Consider the following 22,920-nt stretch of genomic DNA (forward strand, 5'->3'; position numbering starts at 1 on the left):
ATTTTTTTTGATGAGATTAATTTTTAATCTCCAGTTCTATTACATAACCTTCATGTCCTCTTACATTAATAAAGTTTCCGCCTTCAAACCCAAGATACTGCCCTTTTACTCCGGTAAGTCTTCCGGTAAATTCAGGTTTCTTATCTAAAGTAAATGAAGTTACTTTTTCCGGCTTTTCAAATGGATAATCAAATGCCCAGAGTTCTTCTCCTTCACTGTAAAACTTCTGGAAATCCTCAGGGAAATATTCTTTGATCTTCTGTCTGAAATCTGCAAGATCTACCTCACCTTCAAAGTCATCCTGAAGCATCTTTCTCCAGTTTGTTTTATCTGCTAAATGTTCTTTTAATGCCACTTCTATCATCCCTGCTTCATAACGATTCTCAGTTCTGGCAATCGGCAAAGCAAAAGTAGCTCCCTGATCGATCCATCTTGTCGGAATCTGCGTGTTTCTGGTTACCCCAACTTTTACGTCTCCGGTATATGCCAGATATACAGTGTGAGGCTGAAGCTGAATTTCTTTTTCTACTTCAAGATCACGCTCCGCTACTCCTAAATGTGCTGTTGAAAGCTCCGGACGGATAATGGTCTCACTAGCATAAGGACTCTCAAAAAAGCAACTTTTACAGAAGCCCATTCTGTAAATAGGTTTATTTTCACCACAGTTTACACATTGAAACCCTACATGCTTAATGCTTAATTCCTTGCCCAACAACTCATTAATATGGATCAAATCTCCTGAAAGATTCAGATAATATTGGATGGGTTTAGCATCGTAGCTTATCATTTTTAAAATTTGTCCTTGAAACTGCATATTATATTTATATTACTTTTTTACGTAAATTTAATGATTATATTTTTCAAAAAGTAAAATTTATATTTTTGTATTCATAAAAAACCATTGATGATTTATCTTGTAACAGGCGGTAGCGGGTTCATCGGTTCCCATTTAGTTGAACAATTATTAAGAAATGGACATTCTGTCATAAACATTGACAATTTTGATGATTTCTATAGCTATCAGACCAAAATTAAAAATACTTTAGAGTCTATTGATAAAATTTCGGATTTTGAATTTTCCGATAAAGAGTCTGATATTCAACGTCTGATTTCCCTCTCTCAGTCTGATCAATATTCCCTTTACTATCAGGATATCAGAGATAAAAAAGGGATGGAAAGAATTTTCAGCAACCACTCGATTGATATGGTGATTCACCTGGCAGCATTGGCCGGTGTTCGTCCTTCAATTGAAAGACCTTTGGAGTACGAAGAAGTCAACGTTCGCGGCACCATGAATCTTTGGGAGCTTTGTAAAGATTTTGGTATCAAAAAATTTATTTGTGCTTCCTCGTCAAGTGTTTACGGAAACAATGAAAAAGTTCCTTTTGCAGAAACAGACAATGTAGACAACCCTATTTCTCCTTATGCAGCAACAAAGAAGTGCGGAGAGATCCTGGGCCATGTTTATCATAACCTCTATCACATTGATATGATCCAGCTAAGGTTCTTCACGGTATATGGGCCAAGACAGCGACCGGACCTTGCCATTCATAAGTTCACAAAGCTTATTTCAGAAGGTATAGAAATTCCTTTTTATGGTGATGGCACAACTGCCAGGGATTATACGTATATTGATGACATTATTGACGGGATTGTTAAGTCTGCTCTATACCTGGAAGGCCATTCCAATGTGTACGAAATCCTTAATTTAGGAGAAAGTCAGGTAGTCTCCTTAACGGAAATGGTAGCTACCATAGAAGAAGCCATGAAAGTGACAGCTCATAAAAAAATTCTGCCAATGCAGCCGGGAGATGTCACAAAAACCAATGCCGATATTACCAAAGCAAGGGAATTAATAGGTTATAAACCTGACACAGACTTCCAAAATGGCATAAAAAAATTTGTGGAATGGTTTTTGAGAAAACGACAATAGTAAAATTACTGACATGGCTGCCATGCAGTTGGTGACAGACATTTACAAGAAAAAATTATAAAAAGAATTGAAAATCAAGTATAAAAAAGTTTATTATACAACCTATTTTTATACTTTTGCAAAAAATTAGAAAATTATGTACTGGACATTAGAATTAGCTTCATATCTAAGTGACGCACCTTGGCCAATGACAAAAGCAGAGCTTATTGACTACGCAATCAGAACTGGTGCACCTATGGAAGTAGTTGAAAACCTTCAGGCCATTGAGGATGAAGGAGAAATTTATGAATCTATCGAAGAGGTATGGAGCGACTATCCTACTGACGAAGATTTCCTTTGGAACGAGGACGAATATTAATAAAGCGATAAGCTTTAGGCTGCAAGCTTAGAGCTTTTTTGCCCTTTTTTATATATTAACTTACACGATAAGCGTGTCATTAAAACGCTTAAAGCATCTTGCATTAAGCATAAAGCAAAAAATTTATGAGTTTTTTAAACAAAGTTCTTAAAGGGTTTTTGGGAGACAAAAAAGCGCAGGACCTAAAAGAAGTAAAAAAGTTGTAACAAAAATCAAGGCTGTAGAGCCTAACATCCAACAATTGTCGGATGATGGACTGAGACAAAAAACTGCTGAGTTTAAAGCAAGTATTAAAGATGCTACCAGCAAGATCACAGCTCAAATAGAACAGATTAAAGAGCAGATAAAGAACTCAACAAACGTTGATGAGAAAGAAGCTCTTTTCACAAAGATTGAGTCTTTAAAGAAAGAATCTTACGAAATTGAAGAGAAAGTTCTTGTTCAGGTTCTTCCGGAAGCTTTTGCATTGATCAAAGAAACCGCAAGAAGATGGGCACAGAATGGAGAAATTCGTGTAACAGCAAGTGACTGGGATAGAGAACTGGCTGCTGCAGGAAAAGATTTCGTTAGCATTCAGGGAGACCAAGCTGTTTGGAAAAACTCATGGGACGCTGCCGGAACTCCAGTAGTTTGGGATATGGTCCACTATGATGTTCAGTTTATCGGAGGTATTATTCTTCACAGTGGTAAAATTGCCGAAATGGCAACCGGTGAAGGTAAAACTTTGGTAGGAACATTACCTATTTACTTAAATTCACTTCCGGAAAGAGGGGTTCACGTTGTAACCGTGAATGACTATCTTGCGAAAAGAGACTCCGCTTGGATGGGACCATTGTATCAGTTCCATGGAATGTCTATTGACTGTATCGATAACCACCAGCCGAACTCAGACGGAAGAAGAAAAGCATACAACTCAGATATTACTTACGGAACGAACAACGAATTCGGTTTCGATTACCTGAGAGATAACATGGTGACTTCACCTTCAGAACTGGTACAAAGAGAATTGAACTTTGCGATCGTGGATGAGGTGGATTCCGTATTGGTAGATGATGCAAGAACACCGTTGATTATTTCTGGTCCGGTTCCTCAGGGAGACAGACAGGAATTTGATGTTCTTAAACCTTCTATCGACAGAATCGTTGAAGTTCAGAAAAAGACTGTTTCCGTAATTTTCAATGAAGCGAAAAAACTAATCGCTGCAGGAAACACTAAAGAAGGAGGGTTCAAATTGCTTCAGGCATACAGAGGTCTTCCTAAAAACAGACAATTAATCAAATTCTTATCGGAAAGCGGAAACAGAGCATTGCTTCAGAAAGTTGAGGCACAATACATGCAGGACAACAACCGTGATATGCCGATTGTAGATAAAGATCTTTACTTCGTTATTGAAGAAAAAAACAATCAGGTAGACCTTACAGACAAAGGTGTTGAATACATGTCTCAGGGGAACTCTGATCCTAACTTCTTCGTTCTTCCGGATATCGGAACTGAAATTGCTGAAGTAGAGGCTAAAAATTTATCTAAAGAAGAAGAATTTGAAGCTAAAGAAAGACTTTTCAGTGATTTTGCTGAAAAATCTGAAAGAGTTCACACGATGAGCCAGCTATTGAAAGCCTATACATTATTTGAAAAAGATGATGAGTATGTGGTGATTGATGGAGAAGTAAAAATCGTTGACGAGCAGACTGGTCGTATCATGGAAGGAAGACGTTATTCTGACGGTCTTCACCAGGCGATCGAAGCTAAGGAAAATGTAAAAATTGAGGCAGCTACTCAAACTTTTGCAACCATTACGCTTCAGAACTATTTCCGTATGTACAACAAACTTGCGGGGATGACTGGTACTGCTGAAACAGAGGCTGGTGAGCTTTGGGAAATCTACAAATTAGATGTTGTAGTTATTCCAACCAACCGTCCTATTTTAAGACATGACAGACAGGATTTAGTTTTCAAAACTAACAGAGAAAAATATAACGCTGTAATTGAAGAAATTGAAAGATTAACAGCAGAAAAGAGACCTGTACTAGTAGGTACAACATCTGTTGAAATTTCTCAGTTGCTTTCAAAAGCACTTCAATTAAGAAAAATCCCGCACCAGGTATTGAATGCGAAACTTCACAAGAAGGAAGCAGAAATTGTTGCTGGAGCAGGACAGCCGGGAGTTGTAACTATTGCAACAAACATGGCAGGACGTGGTACGGATATTAAGCTTTCGAAAGAAGTAAAAGATGCAGGAGGTTTAGCTATTATCGGTACAGAAAGACACGATTCAAGACGTGTTGACAGACAGTTAAGAGGTAGAGCTGGTCGTCAGGGAGATCCAGGAAGTTCTCAGTTCTATGTATCTCTTGAAGATAACTTAATGCGTTTATTCGGTTCTGAAAGAATCGCTAAAATGATGGACAGAATGGGTCATAAAGAGGGGGAAGTTATTCAGCACTCTATGATTAGCAAGTCTATTGAAAGAGCTCAGAAAAAAGTAGAAGAGAACAACTTCGGAACAAGAAAGAGACTTCTTGAGTATGATGACGTAATGAACAAACAACGTGACGTAATCTATAAGAGAAGAAAGAATGCTCTATTCGGAGATCACTTGAAATATGACATCACGAATATGATTTTCGATGTAGCCAACTCTATCGTTGCGAAAGGAAAAGCTACAGGAAGTTATAAGGATTTTGAATATGACATCATTAAAACATTCACGATGGAATCTCCGGTTTCACAAAATGATTTTAATAATAAAAACATCCAGGATCTAACGAATATCTTATTCAAAGCTGCTCAGGAAGATTACCAGATGAAGCTGAACCTATTGAAAGAGAAATCATTCCCAATCATTGAGAATGTATACCAAAATCAAGGTTCAATGTTTAAGATGATCCAGGTTCCTTTCACAGACGGACACAAAACAATGACAATTGTGGCTGATCTTAAGGAAGCTTACGATACTCAGTGTGAAAGCTTAATCAACGATTTTGAAAAGAACATTACTCTATCAATCATTGATGAAAACTGGAAGCTGCACCTTCGTGAAATGGACGACTTAAGAAGATCTTCTCAGGGAGCTGTTTATGAGCAGAAAGATCCACTTGTAATCTACAAACAGGAATCTTTCCACTTATTCAGTGAAATGATGGAGAAATTAAACAAAGAAATTATTTCTTTCTTATATAAAGGAGAAATTCCTGCATAAGAAATAATTAACGATATTATTAAAAAACCGCTCTGGCACTGGCCGGAGCGGTTTTTTGTTGTGGATTGTATAATATTTTTATGATAAATATCAATATTATTGTTTATTTAGAATAGTTAAAAACAATATATTTGCATAAAATTTGACTTTCATGAAAAATGTACTGATTTGTGCTTCCGCACTGGGGACAATGCTGGTTTCTGCCCAAAAAAAGATTCATTAACCACAAAAAGCATTGACGAAGTAGTTATCAATACGTATGCAAAGAAAGACAGTGATTATTCCAACAAAATGCCTCTAAAAGCCATAGAGGACCCACAAGTATACTCTTCTATTGGCAAAGGAATTTTAGAAAATCAATTAATATTTACCGTAGATGAAGCCTTCAGAAACGTGGCTGGAGCTCAGAAAATGTGGAGTGCAACCAACAGAGCAGGAGATGGTGGAATATTTCTTAATTTAAGAGGTTTTGTAGCAGGAAACTCTATAAGAAACGGAATGGTAGCTCCCATTACCACTTCAATGGATGCTATTAATATAGAAAGAATTGAAATTCTAAAAGGTCCTTCAGCCACTCTATTCGGAAGTAATGTAACTTCTTATGGTGGGGTTGTTAACAGAATTACTAAAAAACCATATGAAACATTTGGTGGTGCTGTATCTTTAGCTGGAGGAAGCTATAATTATTACAGAGTACAGGCAGATGTAAACGCTCCTGTTACCAATGATAAAAAATTACTTTTCAGATTAAATACTGCTTACACCAATCAGGGGACATTCCAGAAAACCAATGCAAAAAACTCATTTTATGCATTTACTCCTTCCCTTACCTACCGTCCTTCAGAAAATTTAGAGATTAATGCAGAACTGGAAATGTTTGAAACCAATGCCTATGCAGAACCGGCATTTTTCTTCTACTCATCAAGTGCAGCACTTGGAGCTGATAACATGAATAAAATGAAGGATCTTGGCTATGATTACAAGCAAACTTATGCTGGTGACGGTCTTAAAACAACAGCAAAAGCCAGAAACTTTTTCGGACAGGTTAATTACAAAATAAACGATTATATCAAATCATCAACAAACGTAAGTACTTCATATTCTTACTCTGATGGTTTCAATCCCTATTATTACTTTTCTCCCAATCCAGCCAATCCTTCAGAAATTGGAGTTTCAAGAGCGGATCAATCAACCAAAGACAGTAAAAGAACTTATTTCCAGCTACAGCAGAATTTCAACGCTGATTTTAAAATCGGAAATGTAAGAAACAGAACCGTAGCAGGTTTCGATTATATGAGAATGAATGATAATCAGTTCTTCATGTTCACTGATTTTGACTGGGTTCCATTTAACGCCGCCAGCTATGCTGACATGAACGGTGAAGCTTTAGCAGCAAAATATAAAAGTTTGCAAAGTGACCCAAACTTTGACCGTAATAATACCTATATAAGCACAGGAAAAAAAGATGTATACAGTGGATATATTTCCAATGTCATTACCCCTGTAGCAGGGCTTAATATCCTTACCTCTTTACGATACGAAAGTGTAGATTTTAAAGGTGGGCAAACAGGGCAAAATCAAACTCAAGCTTATACTCAGGGTGCATGGTCTCCTAAATTAGGAATTGTATATCAGATTATTCAGGATAAAGTATCTGTTTTCGGAAATTATCAGAACAGCTTTACAAGCAATGGATATTATATTTCAGATGCAGATTCTAATGTAACCCTTTCTGATCCTGAAAGAGCCAATCAATTTGAAGGAGGATTTAAAGCAAGCCTTATCAAAGGAAGAGTGAGCACAACATTAAGTTATTATAATATCAAAGTAAAGAATACGCTTCTTAATGTAGGATATACAGCCCAAGGAAGAGCTATTCAAAGACAGGCTGGTTCCTTAACAAGTCAGGGTGTTGAATTGGAAGCCAATGCTTATCTGATTAAAGGATTCTCTGTAATTGCCGGAGTAAGCTATAATGATATGAAATACACGGAGGCTGATGATACAGTTATGGGAAGAAGGCCTGCAACAGCTTCATCTCCATGGTTGGTTAATTTCAATGCTAGCTATCAGTTCCTGGACGGAAACTTAAAAGGTCTCGGATTTGGCGTTGGAGGAAATTATGCCAGCGATAACAAAATTGTCAATTCCACAACAATGGGAACATTTATCCTTCCAAAATATCTTGTGATGAATGCCAATGTATTCTATGATACTCCAAAATTCAGAATCGGGGTAAAAGTAGACAACTTTACCAACGAATATTACTGGAACGGATATACTACAGCCAACGCACAGCCACTTGCTAATGTAGTGGGAAGCTTTACTTATAAATTCTAAACTGTTACAATAAATTACTACCCCTTATAAACAATGAAAAAACTGACGATAGGAGCAGCATTATTAACTTCCATGTTAACATTTGCTCAGGAAAAGGACACGATTAAATCTAACAATATTGAAGAAGTCGTTGTTAACGGAAGATATTATAAGAAATATGTAGAAAAGCAGGGATCTTCATCTCTTCGTCTGGATGAAGCCCTTATTAAAATTCCTCAAAACATTTCCATCATTACCAATAAAGCATTAGAAGACCAACAGGTTACTACTTTAAGTGATGGTGTATTAAGAAACGTTGCCGGGGCTCAAAGATTAGAGCATTGGGGAGATATGTATACCAGAGTTAATATGAGAGGAGCCAGAGCTGCTGCCTTCATGAATGGAGTAAACGTAACATCAAACTGGGGCCCTTTAAGTGAAGATATGAGCTACGTAGATCATATTGAATTCATCAAAGGACCATCAGGATTCTTAATGTCAAATGGAGAACCTAGTGGTATTTACAATATTGTCACGAAAAAGCCTACAGGTAATTCTCTAAATGGAACAGCAAGAGTAACTCTTGGAAGTTTCAATATGTACAGAGGAGAAGCAGATATTGATTCTAAAATCACAGATAAAGTAGCTTTCAGATTAAACTTAATGGCTCAGAATAAAAACAGTTTCAGAGACTATGAATTCAATGACCGCTATATCATCAATCCTTCAATTAAAATAGACCTTAGTGATAAAACAACTTTAACTGCAGAATATATCTATCAGAAGGCAAAAATGTCTGAAGTAGGTTCGGCTTATGTTTTCAGTTTCCAGGGATACAAAGCAAAACCTGTAGGATATACTCTTACAGATCCGGGTCTTGACCCAACAAAAGTTGACAATAATACGATCAACGTTAATCTACAGCATAAATTTAATGAAAACTGGAAATTAACTTCTCAATTGACTTATGTGAATGAATATACAATGGGAAGTGATCTTTGGCCAAGTAAGTTTGAAGGCAATTATATGCTTCGTCGTTTAAATTATTGGGAAGCAGATAATACGATGAAATTTGGTCAGATTTTCCTGAATGGACTTGTAAAAACAGGATCTGTTTCTCACAAAATCTTAGCTGGTCTTGATCTGGGAAGCAAAAAATATATGGCAGACTGGTCTCAAGGGTATAATTTAGATAAATTTAATGAAATGGTGATGAAACTGTCGAAAATAATGTTAAGGATTATAAATACTGGTATAATATCGATACCAATAACTATGATATCAATGGAGAAAGCAGCTATTATGGACCAAACAATACTACAGCTTATATGCCATTCAACAAATCAAAACCTCTTTCTGTAAGAGCTGGAGCAGGAAGTACTATTGATCAAAGATATACGGGGTTGTATTTACAGGATGAATTAGGTTTTTTCAATGATGCTTTAAGACTTACACTAGCAGCGCGTTATACTAATGTAAAAGAAGTTAACTATGGAACAAAAGCGGAAGCAAACAGAATTACTCCACGTATCGGATTAAGCTATTCTATAGATGAAAATATGTCTGCATATGCTCTATACGACCAATCATTTGTACCCCAGGCTGGTTTATTCAGAGATGGGACAACAGCTTCACCATTAACTGGAAGCAATATTGAAGTAGGATTTAAAAAAGATTGGTTTGCCGGTAAATGGAATACGACCCTTTCATTATATAACATTAATAAGAATAATGAAATTACAGGAGATCCGGACCTAACAAACAATCCAAACGGAAAATATTCTATTCTTCTTGGGAAAACAAGAGTACAGGGAGTAGAATTTGATCTTAAAGGAGAAATCGTAAAAGGATTTAATGCTATTTTCAATTATGCCTTTACTGAGAATAAATTTACAGAAACAACAGCTGCAAGTAAAAAAGGAGACCGAGTACCTGGATATGCAAAACATACCGCAAACGGTTGGCTAAACTACACGTTCAGTAATAATCTTCTTGAAGGCTTTGGGTTGAGTTTTGGAGGAACTTATATGGCAGATAGAAGCAGCTGGGGTTGGGGAAGCACAAACACTCAACAAATGGCAGATTATGTAAAATTTGATGCAGGAGCTTCATGGGAAAATTCAAAATTCAGAGTTAATTTTAATGTATTCAATATCTTCAACAGATATTTATATTCAGGCGCGCCATATGCAGGGTATTACTATTACCAGGCAGACGCCCCTAGAAACTTCAGAATATCAATCGGATATAAATTCTAAAAAATAAAGGTTAACCCTCTCGGGGGTTAACTTTTTGCTATGAAAAAAAAGCATCATCAAAAAAAGAAAATTTCTCCAACAAAGAAATGGTCTGCCAAACTGCATTTGTGGTTTGGTTTGTCTGTTGGTATCATTGTATTCATAGTCTCTCTTACAGGGACTTTGTACGTTTTTAAAGATGAAGTACAGAATATACTTCGTAAAGACGCTATTTATATACAGCAGAATGTTTCAGGACAAAAACCATTACCCATTAGCATCCTTCGGGAAAAAGTAAGCCTTGAGCTCAATGAAAAATACCCGATTAACTCTGTTGAAGTGTCTCTGGATAAAGGAAAATCTTATCGTTTCCTATATTACGAAAAGAGTAAGAAAGGCTGGAATTATTTTCAACAGGTACTGATCAATAAACAGGTTTATATTAATCAGTACACAGGAGAAATCTTGGCGGTTTATGATGAAAAATATGATGTATTCAATATTTTGAAATATATCCACTGGGGGCTTTTATTGAATTCTGAATGGGGACCGTATGTAGTTGGGATTCCAACTGTATTGTTTATCATCATGCTGATTACCGGGATCATTTTATGGTGGCCTAAAAACAAAAATGCCCGAAAAGGAAGATTCTGGTTCAATTGGGAAAATGTAAAAAACTGGAAACGCAAAAATTATGACCTTCATAATGTATTAGGTTTCTATGCCTCATTCATTGCCTTAATAATGAGTGTAACAGGGATTTACTTTGCCTATCCTTATGTAAAAAACACTTTTAATCTTGCTATATCCGGTTATTGGGAGCAGCCAAAAGAAAAACAGATCAAATCTCCGGATTCACTAACGACAAAGAGATCTGATCTTTTTGATATAACAGCTTTACAAACTGAAAAACTATACGCAGGAGCATCCAGCTACAGAATTACACTTAATGGAAAAAATAAGAAAGGAAAAGAGCTTAAAAACCTTCCCATCACCATTTACGGACAAGAAGGAAGGTTCAGTGAGAGAAACATCCTGACTTTTGATAAATACTCCGGAAAACTACTAGCCAACAAACCTCATCAACAACTGAGCAACGCCGAGAAATATGCCAATGCCAACTATGATGTCCACACAGGGTCCTACTTTGGATTGTTTGGAAAAATCATCTGGTTTATTGCCGGTCTTATATGTACATCACTTCCAGTTACCGGATTTTTAGTCTGGTGGGGAAAAAGAAAGAAACAAGGAAAGAAAATATAATGAAAAAAGCGCTTTTATCAGCTGCATGTCTGGGAACAGTAATGACTTTTGCCCAGAAAAATGATTCTTTAAACACTCAAAAAGTTGAAGAGGTTGTGATGACCGCTTCCAGAAAAAAAGAGAACATTAAAGAAGTACCAAGCTCTATTACCATTGTTGGTGAGAAACAGATACAGTCTCAATTGACGGTCAATTCAGACATTACAAGTATTCTGCAGTATACGGTTCCCAGTTTAGGAACCAATTCCGGACAGACATCCAATACGGGACAAACTTTAAGAGGACGTCAGGTATTGGTTTTAATAGATGGAATTCCTCAGTCTACTCCCCTTCGAAACGGAGCAAGAGATTTAAGAGTTATTGATCCTTCTGCTATTGAAAGAGTTGAAGTAATTAAAGGAGCTTCATCCATCTATGGAAACGGTGCGGATGGTGGTATCATCAATTATATTACGAAAAGAAATAAAACTGATAAAAAGATTACCGGAATCTCACAGATTGGTTTCACAGGACAGCGCTCCGGAGGAACTTTAGGAGTAAGAGCCAGCCAGCTTTTATCCGGAAAGATCAATAAATTCGACTATACCCTTTCCCTAGCCTACGAAAGAACGGGCTATATGAAAGATGCCAATAAAGTCTATTTAACACCTACCTACAGTACGGCTAAAATGGATAACTACAACGGAATGTTGAAGTTAGGCTATGACATTAATGAAAACCAAAGAGTTGAAGCTTCTTATATCGGATATTCTTCAAGATCAGATCTTAATCTGGGATTAAATACAGGTATATATGGAGTGAGGCCTACTATTGGTGAAGGTCAGGGAAAAGGTTTGGAAACCACACCACAGGGAACTCCTAAAAATCATAACATAAGAGTAAGCTATGATAATAAGAATCTATTCAAAGGAACTGCATTGAATGTGAATCTTTATTATCAGGATTTTAAAACGGTATACGGATACAGTGATACCTTTTTCAATGGCGGACAGTCCAATGTAATCTCTAAAAAAGCAGGAGCAAGATTCAATTTTGATACCCAGCTTTGGAATACACAAAATTCTCAGGGAGAAATCATCTATGGAGCTGATATCCTGAATGATGAAACAGTACAGAAGCTGGAAGACGGCCGTTTCTGGACTCCCAATATGAATATGACCAATATTGCTCCTTTCTTACTGGCAAAAATTGATCTGTTCAAAAAATTAACCATCAAAGGAGGTCTTCGATATGAAAATATCAAAGTAAATGTTGATGATTTCAACACCCTTTCTGTGATTAAAAACAACGGAACATTTACCCCAAGCATTCCTGTAGCAGGTGGAAAATTAAGCTATAATGCATTGGTAGGAAATATTGGATTACGTTACAATATTGAGCCATACATCAACCTATTCGGAAGCTTTTCACAAGCCTACTCTATCAACGAACTGGGAAGAATCCTGAGAACCTCAACCTCTGAGACCATCAAAAACCTTGAAACAAAGCCTATCATCGTAAACAATTACGAATTAGGAGCCACAGGACAGGTTTCCAGCTGGATGAATTATGAATTAACCTCTTATGTAAGTACCTCTAAGCTTGGAGCTACTTTTGTGCAGAGTGCGGACAGAGCTTTAACCATCAAAAGAGCACCGGAGATTATTTACGGTGTAGAAGGATTTTTACACTTCACTCCTCTTAAATGGCTTCAGTTTGGGGGAAGCTACAGCTGGATGGAAGGAATCACATCGCCGGATGACAATGGAAATTACTCAGCAAAAATCAATAACAGCAGAATTTCTGCGCCTAAAGTTCTTGCCTATGTTCAGGTTAAACCTATTCAGCAAATTTTCTTTGGCATTGATATGCTTCATTCTTTCCAGCAGAACAGATTTCAGCCTGATGCCAAAAATCAATATACTTATGGAGAAGGATTCGTTCCGGAATACACTGTATTTAACCTAAAACTTGGTGGCGAGATCAATAAAAACTGGAAACTTTCTGTAGGAGTTGAAAACTTATTCAACAAACTGTATCAGCCTTCAATCGCATGGTGGTCAGCAAGAGACAGCGAATTTGTGAATGCTCCGGGGACAAGAGGAACACTTATCCTTGAATACAAATTTTAATTAATCTAAATAAAAAGTAAAGTTTATCTTTGCAGAACTTTAACTGTTATATGAAGAAAAATCATCATCAAAAAAAGAAGCCGGGATTCTTTAAAAAATGGTCCGCAAAGCTCCATTTATGGTTTGGGCTGGGTATTGGATTTTTAATCTTTATTATCTCTATTACCGGGGCATTATACGTCTTTAAGGATGAGGTGGAAAACTATACCCGAAAGGATGTGATCTACCATCATGAGCAGAATATTGAGCAAAAGCAGATCCTTCCTATCCGGGAGATGGAAAAAGCTGTTGCAGAACAGGTAAAAGAAAAATATCCAATCCATTGGGTTAATATTCCTATGGACAAGAAAATGTCCTATATGTTCTTCTGGTATGAGCATAATACGGATGCCTGGAATTATTTTGATGAGTTTCCTATCTACAAACAGGCTTATGTAAACCCTTACACTGGAAAAGTTCTGAGAGTATATGATGAAAAGAACGGATTCTTCAATATTGTTAAAATGATCCACTGGAGCTACCTTCTGAAGCAGGATTGGGGGACGTATGTGGTAGGAATCCCCGTAATTATCTTCATCATCATGCTGATTACAGGAATTGTTTTATGGTGGCCAAAAAATAAAGCCGCAAGAAAACAGCGTTTTTCGTTTAAGTGGAAGAATATCAAGAGCTGGAAAAGAAAGAACTATGACCTTCACAATGTATTAGGTTTCTATGCTTCAATCTTTGCCCTTATCTTCTCTATTACAGGACTATTTTACGCATTCTTTGTAGTTCAGGCGATGATTTATGTAGTTTTTTCCGGAGGAGAAACTGCCTACCCTGATTTCTCTCATATTAAAACAAAGGCTCCTATTGAGATGAGAACAGAAACCACTCTGGATAAAATCATCAATACCGTTAAAGAAAAATATCCTGAATCTTATGGCTTTGCTATAGATCTTGGACATGAGCATATGGATGATCATGAGCACCCTAATTTTGAAGTGTATGTAAAGCACCTTACCTACTCTTATCACAAAAGCAGCAGCCTTATTTTTGATGAAAACTCAGGAGAACTGCTTCATACCCATGATCCAAAAGATAAAAACTTTGGAGAAAAGGTGGTAAGTGCTAATTATGACATCCACGTAGGAGCTATTTTAGGCCTTCCTACAAAGATTATTGCTTTTATTGTAAGTCTTATCTGTGCTTCTCTTCCGGTAACAGGATTTATGATCTGGTGGGGAAGAAGAAAGAAAAAACCGGTAAAAACTGCTTAATCTTTTAAATAATACAAGGTTAATAAGCTATTAATACAATCTTTTTTATAATTTTAGCCCCTAGAATTTAATAATAGAAATGTCATTAATAGATTTATCAAAACAGGTTGCCCTTGGAGTTGACATCGGCGGAACCAATACCAAGTTCGGAATTGTAAACCACCGCGGAGAAGTTCTGGATAAAGGAAACCTTAAAACCGATGCCTATGATAAAGTAGAAGATTTCATCGATGCTTTATATGAACATGTATACCCTTTAATGGAAAAACATGGTGCAGAAAAGCACTTCGACGGAATTGGTGTAGGAGCTCCCAACGCTAACTATTATAAAGGAACTATAGAATTAGCACCCAACCTACCATGGAAAGGGGTAATTCCATTTGCAGAGTTGATGACCGCAAAGTTCAATTTACCATGTACAATCACCAATGATGCGAATGCCGCAGCATTGGGAGAAATGCTCTTCGGAGCAGCCCGTGGAATGAAGGACTTTATCATGATTACCCTGGGAACAGGAGTAGGAAGCGGGATTATTGCCAATGGAAACTTAATCTATGGACATGACGGTTTTGCAGGAGAATTAGGACACACTATTGTAAAGCCAGGCGGAAGAAAGCACTGGAGTACAGGATCTGAAGGAAGCCTGGAAGCTTATGCTTCTGCAACAGGAATCACTATTACAGCCAAAAAAATGAGAGCTGAGTTCCCGGAATCTATGCTGAATCAATATCCTGAAGACGAAATTAATTCTAAAACAGTATATGAATGTGCAATGAAGGAAGACCCAATTGCCATTGAAGTTTTTAGATATACAGGACAAAAACTGGGTGAAGCATTAGCCAATTTCGTGATGTTTTCTTCACCGCAAGCCATTCTTTTATTTGGTGGAGTTATCAAGGCCGGAGATTTTATCTTAAAGCCTACTAAACTTCATATGGAAAGGAATTTACTTCCAATCTTTAGAAATAAAGTAAAACTGGTATTCAGTGAACTAGACGAGGCCGATGCCGCTATTCTTGGCGCAAGTGCTTTGGTTTGGGAAAAATAACTGATACACTTATCATATTTAAAGCGATCTCAATGTGAGATCGCTTTTTTTTCTTTTTGCTACGAATTCACGAATGTATTTATTAGTGCATTCGTAGCCAGCATCTATCATCAGTATCATCTATGAAAACAATTCATTTAATCCGTATCAGAATCCATCAACTTTTTCTTACTTTTGATTAACATTTTCTGCAGACTTTACAGCTAATGAAAATGATATAAAACAATATAATTACCAAAAATGGATAACAATAATTTAGAAACCATCGTATTCGGTGGCGGATGCTTCTGGTGTGTAGAAAGCTGTTTCAATCTGTTAAAGGGTGTTGAATCTGCTATTTCAGGATACTCCGGCGGTCATAAAGATAATCCCACTTATCAGGAAGTTTGCACAGGAGAAACTGGCCATGCAGAAGTAGTACAGATCACTTACAATCCTTCCATCATTTCTTATGAGCAGTTAATGGATGTATTCTTCTTCCTGCACGATCCTACCCAGCTTAACAGACAGGGAAATGACATCGGAACGCAGTACCGTTCTGTTATTTATTATAAAGATGATGCAGAAAAAACAAAAGCTGAAGAAGCCATTAAAGTTTCTCAGGAATCAGGAAGATGGGCAGGAACTTATGTAACAGAGTTAACACAATTTGATAAATTCTGGCCAGCAGAGCAATATCACCAAGGTTACTATAATGAAAATCCAACACAGCCTTACTGTAGTGCCGTGGTGGGACCTAAGATACAGAAGTTCAAAAAGTATTTTGGAGAACTGGGAATGCTGAATGCAGAGTAAACTATATAAGACAATAAAAGCGAAATAAATTCTTTCGCTTTTATTGTTTCATATCAAAATAGAGTGGTTATTACTCTATTGTTTAGCATTTTCTCCCCCATAAATTTCCAATATTCTTTCAGATACATCTTTTAATGCTTTTTCATTTTCAGGATGTTTACCAAAACTTGTAAAGAATTCAACATTATTATTGCTTTTATCATACCATACCTTCCCCATAGCATTTTCAGTAGTAAGAGTGTCTGGCTGGGTTATTTTCTTTAAATCTTTAAAATCGTCCTTTTGCATAGCAATAACTTTAAATTGTCTTCCTAAATTAGCACTATCTGTAGCAATATATCTTTCCCCGTTCCAATACATATATTTTTTATTAATATCCAACTTCCCTCCTGCAATTTCTCTCACTACATTTTCAAAGCCAGAAGTATCTTTTTTGCTATTAGAAAACGCAACACTCCCTGTAAGAAGAAGAAATATAAATGCAAATTCTGCAATTCCAAATCCATTTTTAACTGCAGATGGCCACGTAATTACCGGCTTATTAGTAATATTAATAACTATCTTAGAAACTGTATGATTAATTGCATATTCTATTGTCTTCCATTCTAAGCAGTAATTCAAAAAACTATCATAATCAATATACTTACAAAGATCATCTAATATTGCTCTTTTTATATTATAATCTTCTTCATTTTCAACAATTGATTTATAGTATGTTTCAAAAGACTTATAAGTTAAAGTGATGTTGTAATCATCCTTAAAGATCTTTCAATATGTTTTGCAATTCCTGTAAATGAAGTTTCTACAGCTTCTCGTATTCCTTTTTCATAAACTTCCTCCAATAGCTTTTTTTTCTGTGGTAAAAATTTAGACATAACTGTGAATTTTATTGCACCAAAGTAGAAAAAAAGGGTGGGAAAAAATGCGGAAAACCGTAATAATCAAACAAATAAACTTTCCAAAAACTTTCCAAAAACTTTCTAACTCTTACCTTTCTTTCTGCTGCATCTTTGCATCAGAGATCAGTGAGATACTAAAAAAACAAACAGAAAATCAAAACTCTGATTTCAAAAATCACCAGATAAAACGGAGGTAAAACTCCGGGTTGGGAAGCAGATGTTTCTCCTCCGTTTTTGAAGGTTTACTTCCCAAAAAATTTAGAAGCGCTTCAATTTTTTTAATCGTGTAAAACTATCTGCGATCTGTTTCGCAGGGAAGAATACGAATGCTTTAACAATAAATTTTTTGAAAAAAATGATACAGTTTATTTTAATGCTACTTGGTTTAGCATTCCCAAATAATAATACCCACACAACATCTGATAACAATCAAACACCTGATATAGTAGTAACCTATTCAGAACCTGAACAAGGCATAGATGATGGTGGCCCAATTACTGGAAATACAGGGCAAACACCCCCTCCAGCTCCAAAACCTTAAAAATATTAAATATCTTATTATATAACAAAAAAGACAGATTGCATAAATCTGTCTTTTTTAGTATTTTGCAATAAACCAAAACCATGAAAAACTTTTCATTATTTTTATTGATAATTCTATTTTTTTTTTACTCATGCAAGAAAAATGTGATTTCAACGAATAATTTTTTCTATGAAAAAGCCAAAAATTTTAGAAAGGCTAATATTATTGATTCAGCATTCAATTACTACAACTTAGCTAAAAACGATTATTTAAAATCAAATGATTCACTAGGAGCAGCCAAATCATTTGTAAATATGGCAATAATTCAAGCAGCTAGAGGAGACTTTTATGGAAGCATAGAAACATCTCTGGAAGCTAATAATTTACTAAAAAATGAAAAAGATAGTACTATAAGAAGTACTCTTGCGGCTAATTATAACAATATGGCTATTTCTTCTTCCTATCTTAAAAATTATGATCAATCAGTAGAATTTTATAAAAAGACTTTAGAATATGCTAATGATAGTGAAAATAAATCGGTCTACTATAATAATATAAGTGATGTATTAATACTTCAAGGAAAACTTCAATCAGCCAAGGTTTATTTGAAAATGGCAATTTTAGCTAAAGATAGTAACAACTATTCAATGGCTTTAAATAACTTAGCTAAAGTTAAATTTTTAGAAAATAAAAATTACAATCCATTACCTGAATTCCATAAAGCTTTAACAATAAGAGAAAGAAAAAATGACATTAATGGGAAAAATTCCAGTTATGCTACTCTTTCAGATTACTATGCTGAGAAAGACAAAGAAAAATCTTTATATTTTGCAAATCAATTACTATCCACCGCCACAGAGATTAATAGCCTAAGTGACCAAACAGAAGCCTTACAAAGGCTTATCGTTTTAGATTCTAAAAATTATTTAATAAATTTCAAAAAATTTAATGAAATTCATAACAGCCTACAGATAGAAAGAAACAATGCAAAAAATCAATTTGCTTTGATAAGGTTTGATGTGGAGAAGATAAAAAAAGAAAATGAAAAAAAAGAAAATGAGCTTTTAAAAAGAAATATAGGCTTAAGTGGTTTATCCTTACTTTTCATTGGTGCTTTTTTTGGAATAAAAAAAGGCAAAAAATTCTAAAACAAGAAAAAGAACTCGAAGTAAAAAACACAGAACTCAAAATGTCCAAAAAAGTACACGATGTTGTCGCCAACGGTATTTACCAAGTGATGACAAAGATTGAGAACCAGGAAGATTTTGACCGAGATAAAGCACTTGATGAACTGGAATTTGTGTATGAAAAATCAAGGGATATTTCTTATGATAAAATTGGAGAAGAAAAAGAGTTCAGCAAAATAGTTTCAGACCTTATTGCTTCCTTCAATAGTGAAACCGTAAAAACCTTTACAGCAGGAAACAGCCCTGCGATTTGGACCCCTATTTCAGCTACAGCTAAAGAGGAAGTTTACCAAATGATTCGCGAACTGATGGTAAATATGAAAAAACACAGCCATGCTAGTCATGTGGCTGTGAAGTTTGAAAAAATAAACAATAGGGTTGATATTCAATACAAAGACAATGGAATAGGAATTTCCGGAGATCTTATTTATAAAAATGGGCTGCGTAATACGGCATCCCGCATAGAAGCGATTAACGGAACCATTACTTTTGACACCAAAATTGAAAAAGGACTGAAAGTAAATCTTTCATTCCCTGCTTCCTAATCATATAGCCATGTTCAAAAAAGTTTTAATCGTTGAAGACCAGGAAATAATGAACCAGGGAATCCTGAACACGATAAAAGAATTAAATATCCCTGACTTTGATTATGTAATGTATTGTGATGAAGCTTTAAGCAGGATCAAAACAGCTTTAGAAAATAAAAGTCCTTATGATCTTCTTATCGCTGATCTGTCGTTTGAAAAAGATCATATTCCTCAACAGCTTCGTTCCGGACAGGAGCTTATTTATGAGGCAAAAAAGGTTCAGCCTGAGCTAAAAACAGTTGTGTTTTCTGTAGAAAAGAAAGCTAAAACAATTGATGATCTTTACAAAACATATAAAGTTGACGGATTTGTAAGCAAGGCGAGACGTGATGGGCAAGACCTAAAAAGCACAATACGGAAAATCTTTAATGGAGAAATTGTAATTCCTCAGGAAGTTATCAATACAATGCGTCATATTTCTTCTGAATTTGATGGATATGATATGAAATTAATTGAGCTGCTTGCTAAAGGACACAAACAAAGTGAAATAAGTACCTATTTGAAAGAACACCGAATGACACCTTACGGCATCAGATCTATTGAAAAAAGATTGAACGAACTCCGTGACAGTCTTGGCGCAAAAAACAATATTGAGATGATCGTAACCTGTAAAGATATTGGCCTCATCTGACCCAATCTGTGGAAAAGGTTATTTTTTCGCATTATTTACGGGATCACGTAATGATGAAAAAATAAATGAATATACTTTTGAGGTCTTAACCTATTTTTTTAATTAAATCGTATAACCATGTTCAAAAAAGTTTTAATTGCCGAAGACCATGAAAGCATCAATATTTCCGTTCAAAAAACCCTTGAGGAGCTGAATATTCCCAACGTAGATTATGTATACTATTGTGATGATGCCATAGGAAAAATACAGAAAGCGTTAAGGGAAGAACATCCCTATGACTTGTTGATTACAGATCTTTATTATGAGGAAGATCATCATGAACAGAATCTTAAAGATGGAAAAGATCTTATTAAAACAGCAAAAGAAATACAGCCTGATTTAAAAGTTATCGTATTTTCTGCAGAACATAAAACGGGTGTCATAGAAAATCTTTTTTCAGATTATCACATTAACGGTTATGTTCGTAAAGCCAGAAATGATTCAAAAGATTTAAAAAAATCAATTACCTCCGTATACATTGGTGAAGAATATTTATCTTTTGATCTCAAGCAAGATATGAAAAAATTCAATAGCTATGAATTTTCTACCTATGATATTACACTTGTTTCTCTCCTTTCTAAAGGAATTTTACAAAAAAATATACCTGTACATCTTGAGGAAAGAAATATTAGACCCGCCAGCCTCAGCAGCGTGGAAAAAAGGCTGAACAGCCTAAAAGAAGACCTTGAAATAAAAAGCAATGAACAGCTGGTGGCCTTCTGCAAGGATATCGGGATTATATAAAAACAATTCATTTCACTTACAACCTTTCAATTTTTTTGAAAGGGTTTTTATTTTTTGCTCGTTTTACGGAAACCCGTAATGAACAGAATTTTAATGCTCATATTTTTGGACTGTTAAACAATAAACAATTTTTATTATGAAAAAGGAATATTACATTAATAAGAATCAGCAGTCTAATGGAGACTATGAAGTGCATGAAAGCTCATGTCGATTTTTACCATCTTCTGAAAATAGAATTTATTTAGGCAGTTTTTATACTTGTCAGGAAGCAGTAAATGAAGCGAAAAGACTATTCCCAGCTCAACGAAACAATATTAACGGGTGTTATTATTGTTCAAATGCATGTCATACAAGTTAAATAAAAAACAATTATGGGAAAATTTATCATCACACAAAGAATCAACAACGAGTATCAGTTTAATCTGAAGGCCGGAAATGGCGAAATTATTTTAACGAGCGAAGGATATGTCCAGAAAGCATCTTGCCAAAAAGGAATTGAATCTGTAAAAGTTAATTCACAAGACCTTTCGAGATACGACAAAAGGGTTGCGAAAAACGGAAAAGATTATTTCGTTTTAAAAGCAAGAAACGGAGAAATCATCGGGAACAGTCAAATGTACAGCTCAAAGTCCGGACTGGAGAATGGCATTGCATCCGTAAAAGCAAATGCTCCAACAGCAGAAATCGTTGATGAAACTTTAAAAAAATAATATTATGGATCTCAAAATTAAACTTGATCAATTACATCAGAAAGTAATTGGTCTAAAAGAACAGATAGGAACGGAAGAAGCTACAAAAAATGCTTTTGTAATGCCTTTTATACAAATTCTGGGTTATGATATTTTTAATCCCACGGAAGTTGTCCCTGAATACATTTGCGACATTGGAACGAAAAAAGGTGAAAAAGTGGATTATGTTATCAAAAATAACGATGAACCCATCTTCATTATCGAATGTAAACATTGGAAAGAAAGTGCAGATGCTCACAATTCGCAACTTCACAGGTATTATCATGTTTCGAAAACGAGATTTGGAGTTTTGACTAATGGTATCGTTTATAACTTTTATACAGATCTTGAGAAGCCTAATATTATGGATGAAAAACCGTTCTTCACCATTAATATTGAGGATTTAAAAGACAGTTCTATTAAAATTCTGGAAAGCTTTACAAAGAAAGATTATAACCTGGAGAGTATCCTTGATTCTGCAGAAGCATTAAAGTACATCAAGGCCATCAGAAAAGAATTCGAAAAAGAGATTGAAAACCCATCTGATGAATTAGTAAAACTATTGGTGAGCCGTTTCTTTGAAAAGCCTTTAACAGCCAACAGAATGGTTTCTTTCAAAGAATATGCTAAAAAAGCTTTAACAACTTCTATTAATGAATCCATCAGCTTCCGGTTAAAATCTGCATTAAGCATTAATGAACAAATAGAAAAAAGAGAAGACGATGTAAAAACATCACAACCCATCGATGAGAATAATGATTCTAAAATTGTAACAACGGAAGAAGAATTGGAAGGATTTCAAATTGTAAAAGCGATCCTCAGAGAGAAAATTCCTTCTTCCAGAATTGCTTACAGAGATACCCTTTCATATTTCGGAGTTTTGTTGGATGATAACAATAGAAAACCGATTTGCAGATTACACTTTAATACAGCAAATAAATATTTAGAAACGTTCCATAACGGCAAAGAAGCAGGAGAAAAGGTTTTATTGAACACTCTGGATGAAATCTATAATTACAGGAATCAGCTTCATCAGACACTGGAAAATTATAACTAA

The 22,920-nt window shown here is 35.4% G+C and carries 20 protein-coding genes and 1 pseudogene; 18 read left to right on the forward strand and 3 right to left on the reverse strand.

The genetic code is table 11. From position 1 onward, the window contains the following. Nucleotides 1-16: 16 nt before the first annotated feature. Nucleotides 17-814, reverse strand: a complete 798-nt coding sequence (locus BOQ64_RS16265) for a DUF2797 domain-containing protein (protein ID WP_129058810.1) — start codon at nt 812-814, stop codon at nt 17-19. Nucleotides 815-904: 90 nt separating this feature from the next. Between BOQ64_RS16265 and BOQ64_RS16270 the strand changes: the two genes are divergently transcribed. The 11 genes and pseudogenes from BOQ64_RS16270 (at nt 905) to msrA (ending at nt 16,525) form a co-directional block, all read left to right on the forward strand. Next, the gene (locus BOQ64_RS16270; protein WP_129058811.1) at nt 905-1,933 is read left to right on the forward strand and encodes a GDP-mannose 4,6-dehydratase; all 1,029 of its coding nucleotides are present in this window, start codon (nt 905-907) and stop codon (nt 1,931-1,933) included. Between the two features lie 136 nt (nt 1,934-2,069). Beyond that, nucleotides 2,070-2,291, forward strand: a complete 222-nt coding sequence (locus tag BOQ64_RS16275) for a DUF2795 domain-containing protein (RefSeq protein ID WP_002662059.1) — start codon at nt 2,070-2,072, stop codon at nt 2,289-2,291. A gap of 125 nt (nt 2,292-2,416) precedes the next feature. Beyond that, nucleotides 2,417-5,490 (forward strand): annotated as a pseudogene (gene secA, locus BOQ64_RS16280) (preprotein translocase subunit SecA). A gap of 168 nt (nt 5,491-5,658) precedes the next feature. Further along, nucleotides 5,659-7,830: a TonB-dependent siderophore receptor gene (locus BOQ64_RS16285; RefSeq protein WP_228448428.1), complete on the forward strand. Its 2,172-nt coding sequence runs from the start codon at nt 5,659-5,661 to the stop codon at nt 7,828-7,830. A gap of 33 nt (nt 7,831-7,863) precedes the next feature. Further along, a complete protein-coding gene (locus tag BOQ64_RS16290; RefSeq protein WP_129058813.1) occupies nt 7,864-9,171 on the forward strand; it encodes a TonB-dependent siderophore receptor in 1,308 nt (435 codons plus the stop codon). Further along, nucleotides 9,090-10,067 (forward strand): TonB-dependent siderophore receptor, encoded by a 978-nt coding sequence (locus tag BOQ64_RS16295; protein ID WP_262708771.1) that lies wholly within the window; start codon nt 9,090-9,092, stop codon nt 10,065-10,067. Before BOQ64_RS16290 ends, BOQ64_RS16295 begins: the two co-directional genes overlap by 82 nt. Before the next feature lie 39 nt (nt 10,068-10,106). Beyond that, complete coding sequence (locus BOQ64_RS16300) at nt 10,107-11,309, forward strand: PepSY-associated TM helix domain-containing protein (protein WP_129058815.1); 1,203 nt, start codon at nt 10,107-10,109, stop codon at nt 11,307-11,309. Next, nucleotides 11,309-13,420 (forward strand): TonB-dependent receptor, encoded by a 2,112-nt coding sequence (locus BOQ64_RS16305; RefSeq protein WP_129058816.1) that lies wholly within the window; start codon nt 11,309-11,311, stop codon nt 13,418-13,420. Before BOQ64_RS16300 ends, BOQ64_RS16305 begins: the two co-directional genes overlap by 1 nt. A 50-nt stretch (nt 13,421-13,470) precedes the next feature. Further along, the gene (locus tag BOQ64_RS16310) at nt 13,471-14,682 is read left to right on the forward strand and encodes a PepSY-associated TM helix domain-containing protein (RefSeq protein ID WP_129058817.1); all 1,212 of its coding nucleotides are present in this window, start codon (nt 13,471-13,473) and stop codon (nt 14,680-14,682) included. 79 nt (nt 14,683-14,761) lie between these two features. After that, complete coding sequence (locus BOQ64_RS16315) at nt 14,762-15,730, forward strand: ROK family protein (protein ID WP_129058818.1); 969 nt, start codon at nt 14,762-14,764, stop codon at nt 15,728-15,730. Nucleotides 15,731-15,970: 240 nt separating this feature from the next. Beyond that, the gene (gene msrA / locus BOQ64_RS16320) at nt 15,971-16,525 is read left to right on the forward strand and encodes a peptide-methionine (S)-S-oxide reductase MsrA (RefSeq protein WP_129058819.1); all 555 of its coding nucleotides are present in this window, start codon (nt 15,971-15,973) and stop codon (nt 16,523-16,525) included. Between the two features lie 75 nt (nt 16,526-16,600). On the opposite strand, the gene BOQ64_RS16325 is transcribed toward msrA, so the two are convergent. Next, nucleotides 16,601-17,146: a hypothetical protein gene (locus tag BOQ64_RS16325; protein WP_129059757.1), complete on the reverse strand. Its 546-nt coding sequence runs from the start codon at nt 17,144-17,146 to the stop codon at nt 16,601-16,603. A gap of 113 nt (nt 17,147-17,259) precedes the next feature. Then, nucleotides 17,260-17,400, reverse strand: coding sequence for a hypothetical protein (locus BOQ64_RS23155; protein ID WP_164975826.1), 141 nt, complete (start codon nt 17,398-17,400; stop codon nt 17,260-17,262). 379 nt (nt 17,401-17,779) lie between these two features. On the opposite strand from BOQ64_RS23155, the gene BOQ64_RS16330 reads away from it, so the two are divergent. The 7 genes from BOQ64_RS16330 to BOQ64_RS16365 all read left to right on the forward strand — a co-directional run bounded on the left by BOQ64_RS16330 (nt 17,780) and on the right by BOQ64_RS16365 (nt 22,920). Continuing rightward, the gene (locus BOQ64_RS16330) at nt 17,780-17,965 is read left to right on the forward strand and encodes a hypothetical protein (RefSeq protein WP_129058821.1); all 186 of its coding nucleotides are present in this window, start codon (nt 17,780-17,782) and stop codon (nt 17,963-17,965) included. An 83-nt stretch (nt 17,966-18,048) separates the two neighbouring features. Beyond that, the gene (locus BOQ64_RS16335; RefSeq protein ID WP_129059758.1) at nt 18,049-19,095 is read left to right on the forward strand and encodes a tetratricopeptide repeat protein; all 1,047 of its coding nucleotides are present in this window, start codon (nt 18,049-18,051) and stop codon (nt 19,093-19,095) included. Nucleotides 19,096-19,136: 41 nt separating this feature from the next. Beyond that, nucleotides 19,137-19,679 (forward strand): sensor histidine kinase, encoded by a 543-nt coding sequence (locus tag BOQ64_RS16340; RefSeq protein ID WP_129058823.1) that lies wholly within the window; start codon nt 19,137-19,139, stop codon nt 19,677-19,679. Nucleotides 19,680-19,689: 10 nt separating this feature from the next. Continuing rightward, a complete protein-coding gene (locus BOQ64_RS16345) occupies nt 19,690-20,352 on the forward strand; it encodes a DUF5932 domain-containing protein (protein ID WP_129058824.1) in 663 nt (220 codons plus the stop codon). 117 nt (nt 20,353-20,469) lie between these two features. Further along, on the forward strand, nt 20,470-21,135 hold the full coding sequence (locus BOQ64_RS16350; RefSeq protein ID WP_129058825.1) for a response regulator: 666 nt from the start codon (nt 20,470-20,472) through the stop codon (nt 21,133-21,135). Between the two features lie 371 nt (nt 21,136-21,506). Beyond that, complete coding sequence (locus BOQ64_RS16360; RefSeq protein ID WP_105702221.1) at nt 21,507-21,845, forward strand: YegP family protein; 339 nt, start codon at nt 21,507-21,509, stop codon at nt 21,843-21,845. 4 nt (nt 21,846-21,849) lie between these two features. Beyond that, a complete protein-coding gene (locus tag BOQ64_RS16365; RefSeq protein ID WP_129058827.1) occupies nt 21,850-22,920 on the forward strand; it encodes a type I restriction endonuclease in 1,071 nt (356 codons plus the stop codon).

Origin of the sequence: Chryseobacterium sp. CH25, from assembly GCF_004119455.1 — a bacterium.
GTDB lineage: Bacteria > Bacteroidota > Bacteroidia > Flavobacteriales > Weeksellaceae > Chryseobacterium.

Bases quoted from the DNA above. Each gene is read 5' to 3' on its own strand.
- BOQ64_RS16265 (WP_129058810.1), bottom strand. From the start codon at position 814: ATGCAGTTTCAAGGACAAATTTTAAAAATGATAAGCTACGATGCTAAA.
- BOQ64_RS16270 (WP_129058811.1), top strand. From the start codon at position 905: ATGATTTATCTTGTAACAGGCGGTAGCGGGTTCATCGGTTCCCATTTA.
- BOQ64_RS16275 (WP_002662059.1), top strand. From the start codon at position 2,070: ATGTACTGGACATTAGAATTAGCTTCATATCTAAGTGACGCACCTTGG.
- BOQ64_RS16290 (WP_129058813.1), top strand. From the start codon at position 7,864: ATGAAAAAACTGACGATAGGAGCAGCATTATTAACTTCCATGTTAACA.
- BOQ64_RS16300 (WP_129058815.1), top strand. From the start codon at position 10,107: ATGAAAAAAAAGCATCATCAAAAAAAGAAAATTTCTCCAACAAAGAAA.
- BOQ64_RS16305 (WP_129058816.1), top strand. From the start codon at position 11,309: ATGAAAAAAGCGCTTTTATCAGCTGCATGTCTGGGAACAGTAATGACT.
- BOQ64_RS16310 (WP_129058817.1), top strand. From the start codon at position 13,471: ATGAAGAAAAATCATCATCAAAAAAAGAAGCCGGGATTCTTTAAAAAA.
- BOQ64_RS16315 (WP_129058818.1), top strand. From the start codon at position 14,762: ATGTCATTAATAGATTTATCAAAACAGGTTGCCCTTGGAGTTGACATC.
- msrA (WP_129058819.1), top strand. From the start codon at position 15,971: ATGGATAACAATAATTTAGAAACCATCGTATTCGGTGGCGGATGCTTC.
- BOQ64_RS23155 (WP_164975826.1), bottom strand. From the start codon at position 17,400: ATGTCTAAATTTTTACCACAGAAAAAAAAGCTATTGGAGGAAGTTTAT.
- BOQ64_RS16330 (WP_129058821.1), top strand. From the start codon at position 17,780: ATGATACAGTTTATTTTAATGCTACTTGGTTTAGCATTCCCAAATAAT.
- BOQ64_RS16335 (WP_129059758.1), top strand. From the start codon at position 18,049: ATGAAAAACTTTTCATTATTTTTATTGATAATTCTATTTTTTTTTTAC.
- BOQ64_RS16340 (WP_129058823.1), top strand. From the start codon at position 19,137: ATGTCCAAAAAAGTACACGATGTTGTCGCCAACGGTATTTACCAAGTG.
- BOQ64_RS16345 (WP_129058824.1), top strand. From the start codon at position 19,690: ATGTTCAAAAAAGTTTTAATCGTTGAAGACCAGGAAATAATGAACCAG.
- BOQ64_RS16350 (WP_129058825.1), top strand. From the start codon at position 20,470: ATGTTCAAAAAAGTTTTAATTGCCGAAGACCATGAAAGCATCAATATT.
- BOQ64_RS16360 (WP_105702221.1), top strand. From the start codon at position 21,507: ATGGGAAAATTTATCATCACACAAAGAATCAACAACGAGTATCAGTTT.
- BOQ64_RS16365 (WP_129058827.1), top strand. From the start codon at position 21,850: ATGGATCTCAAAATTAAACTTGATCAATTACATCAGAAAGTAATTGGT.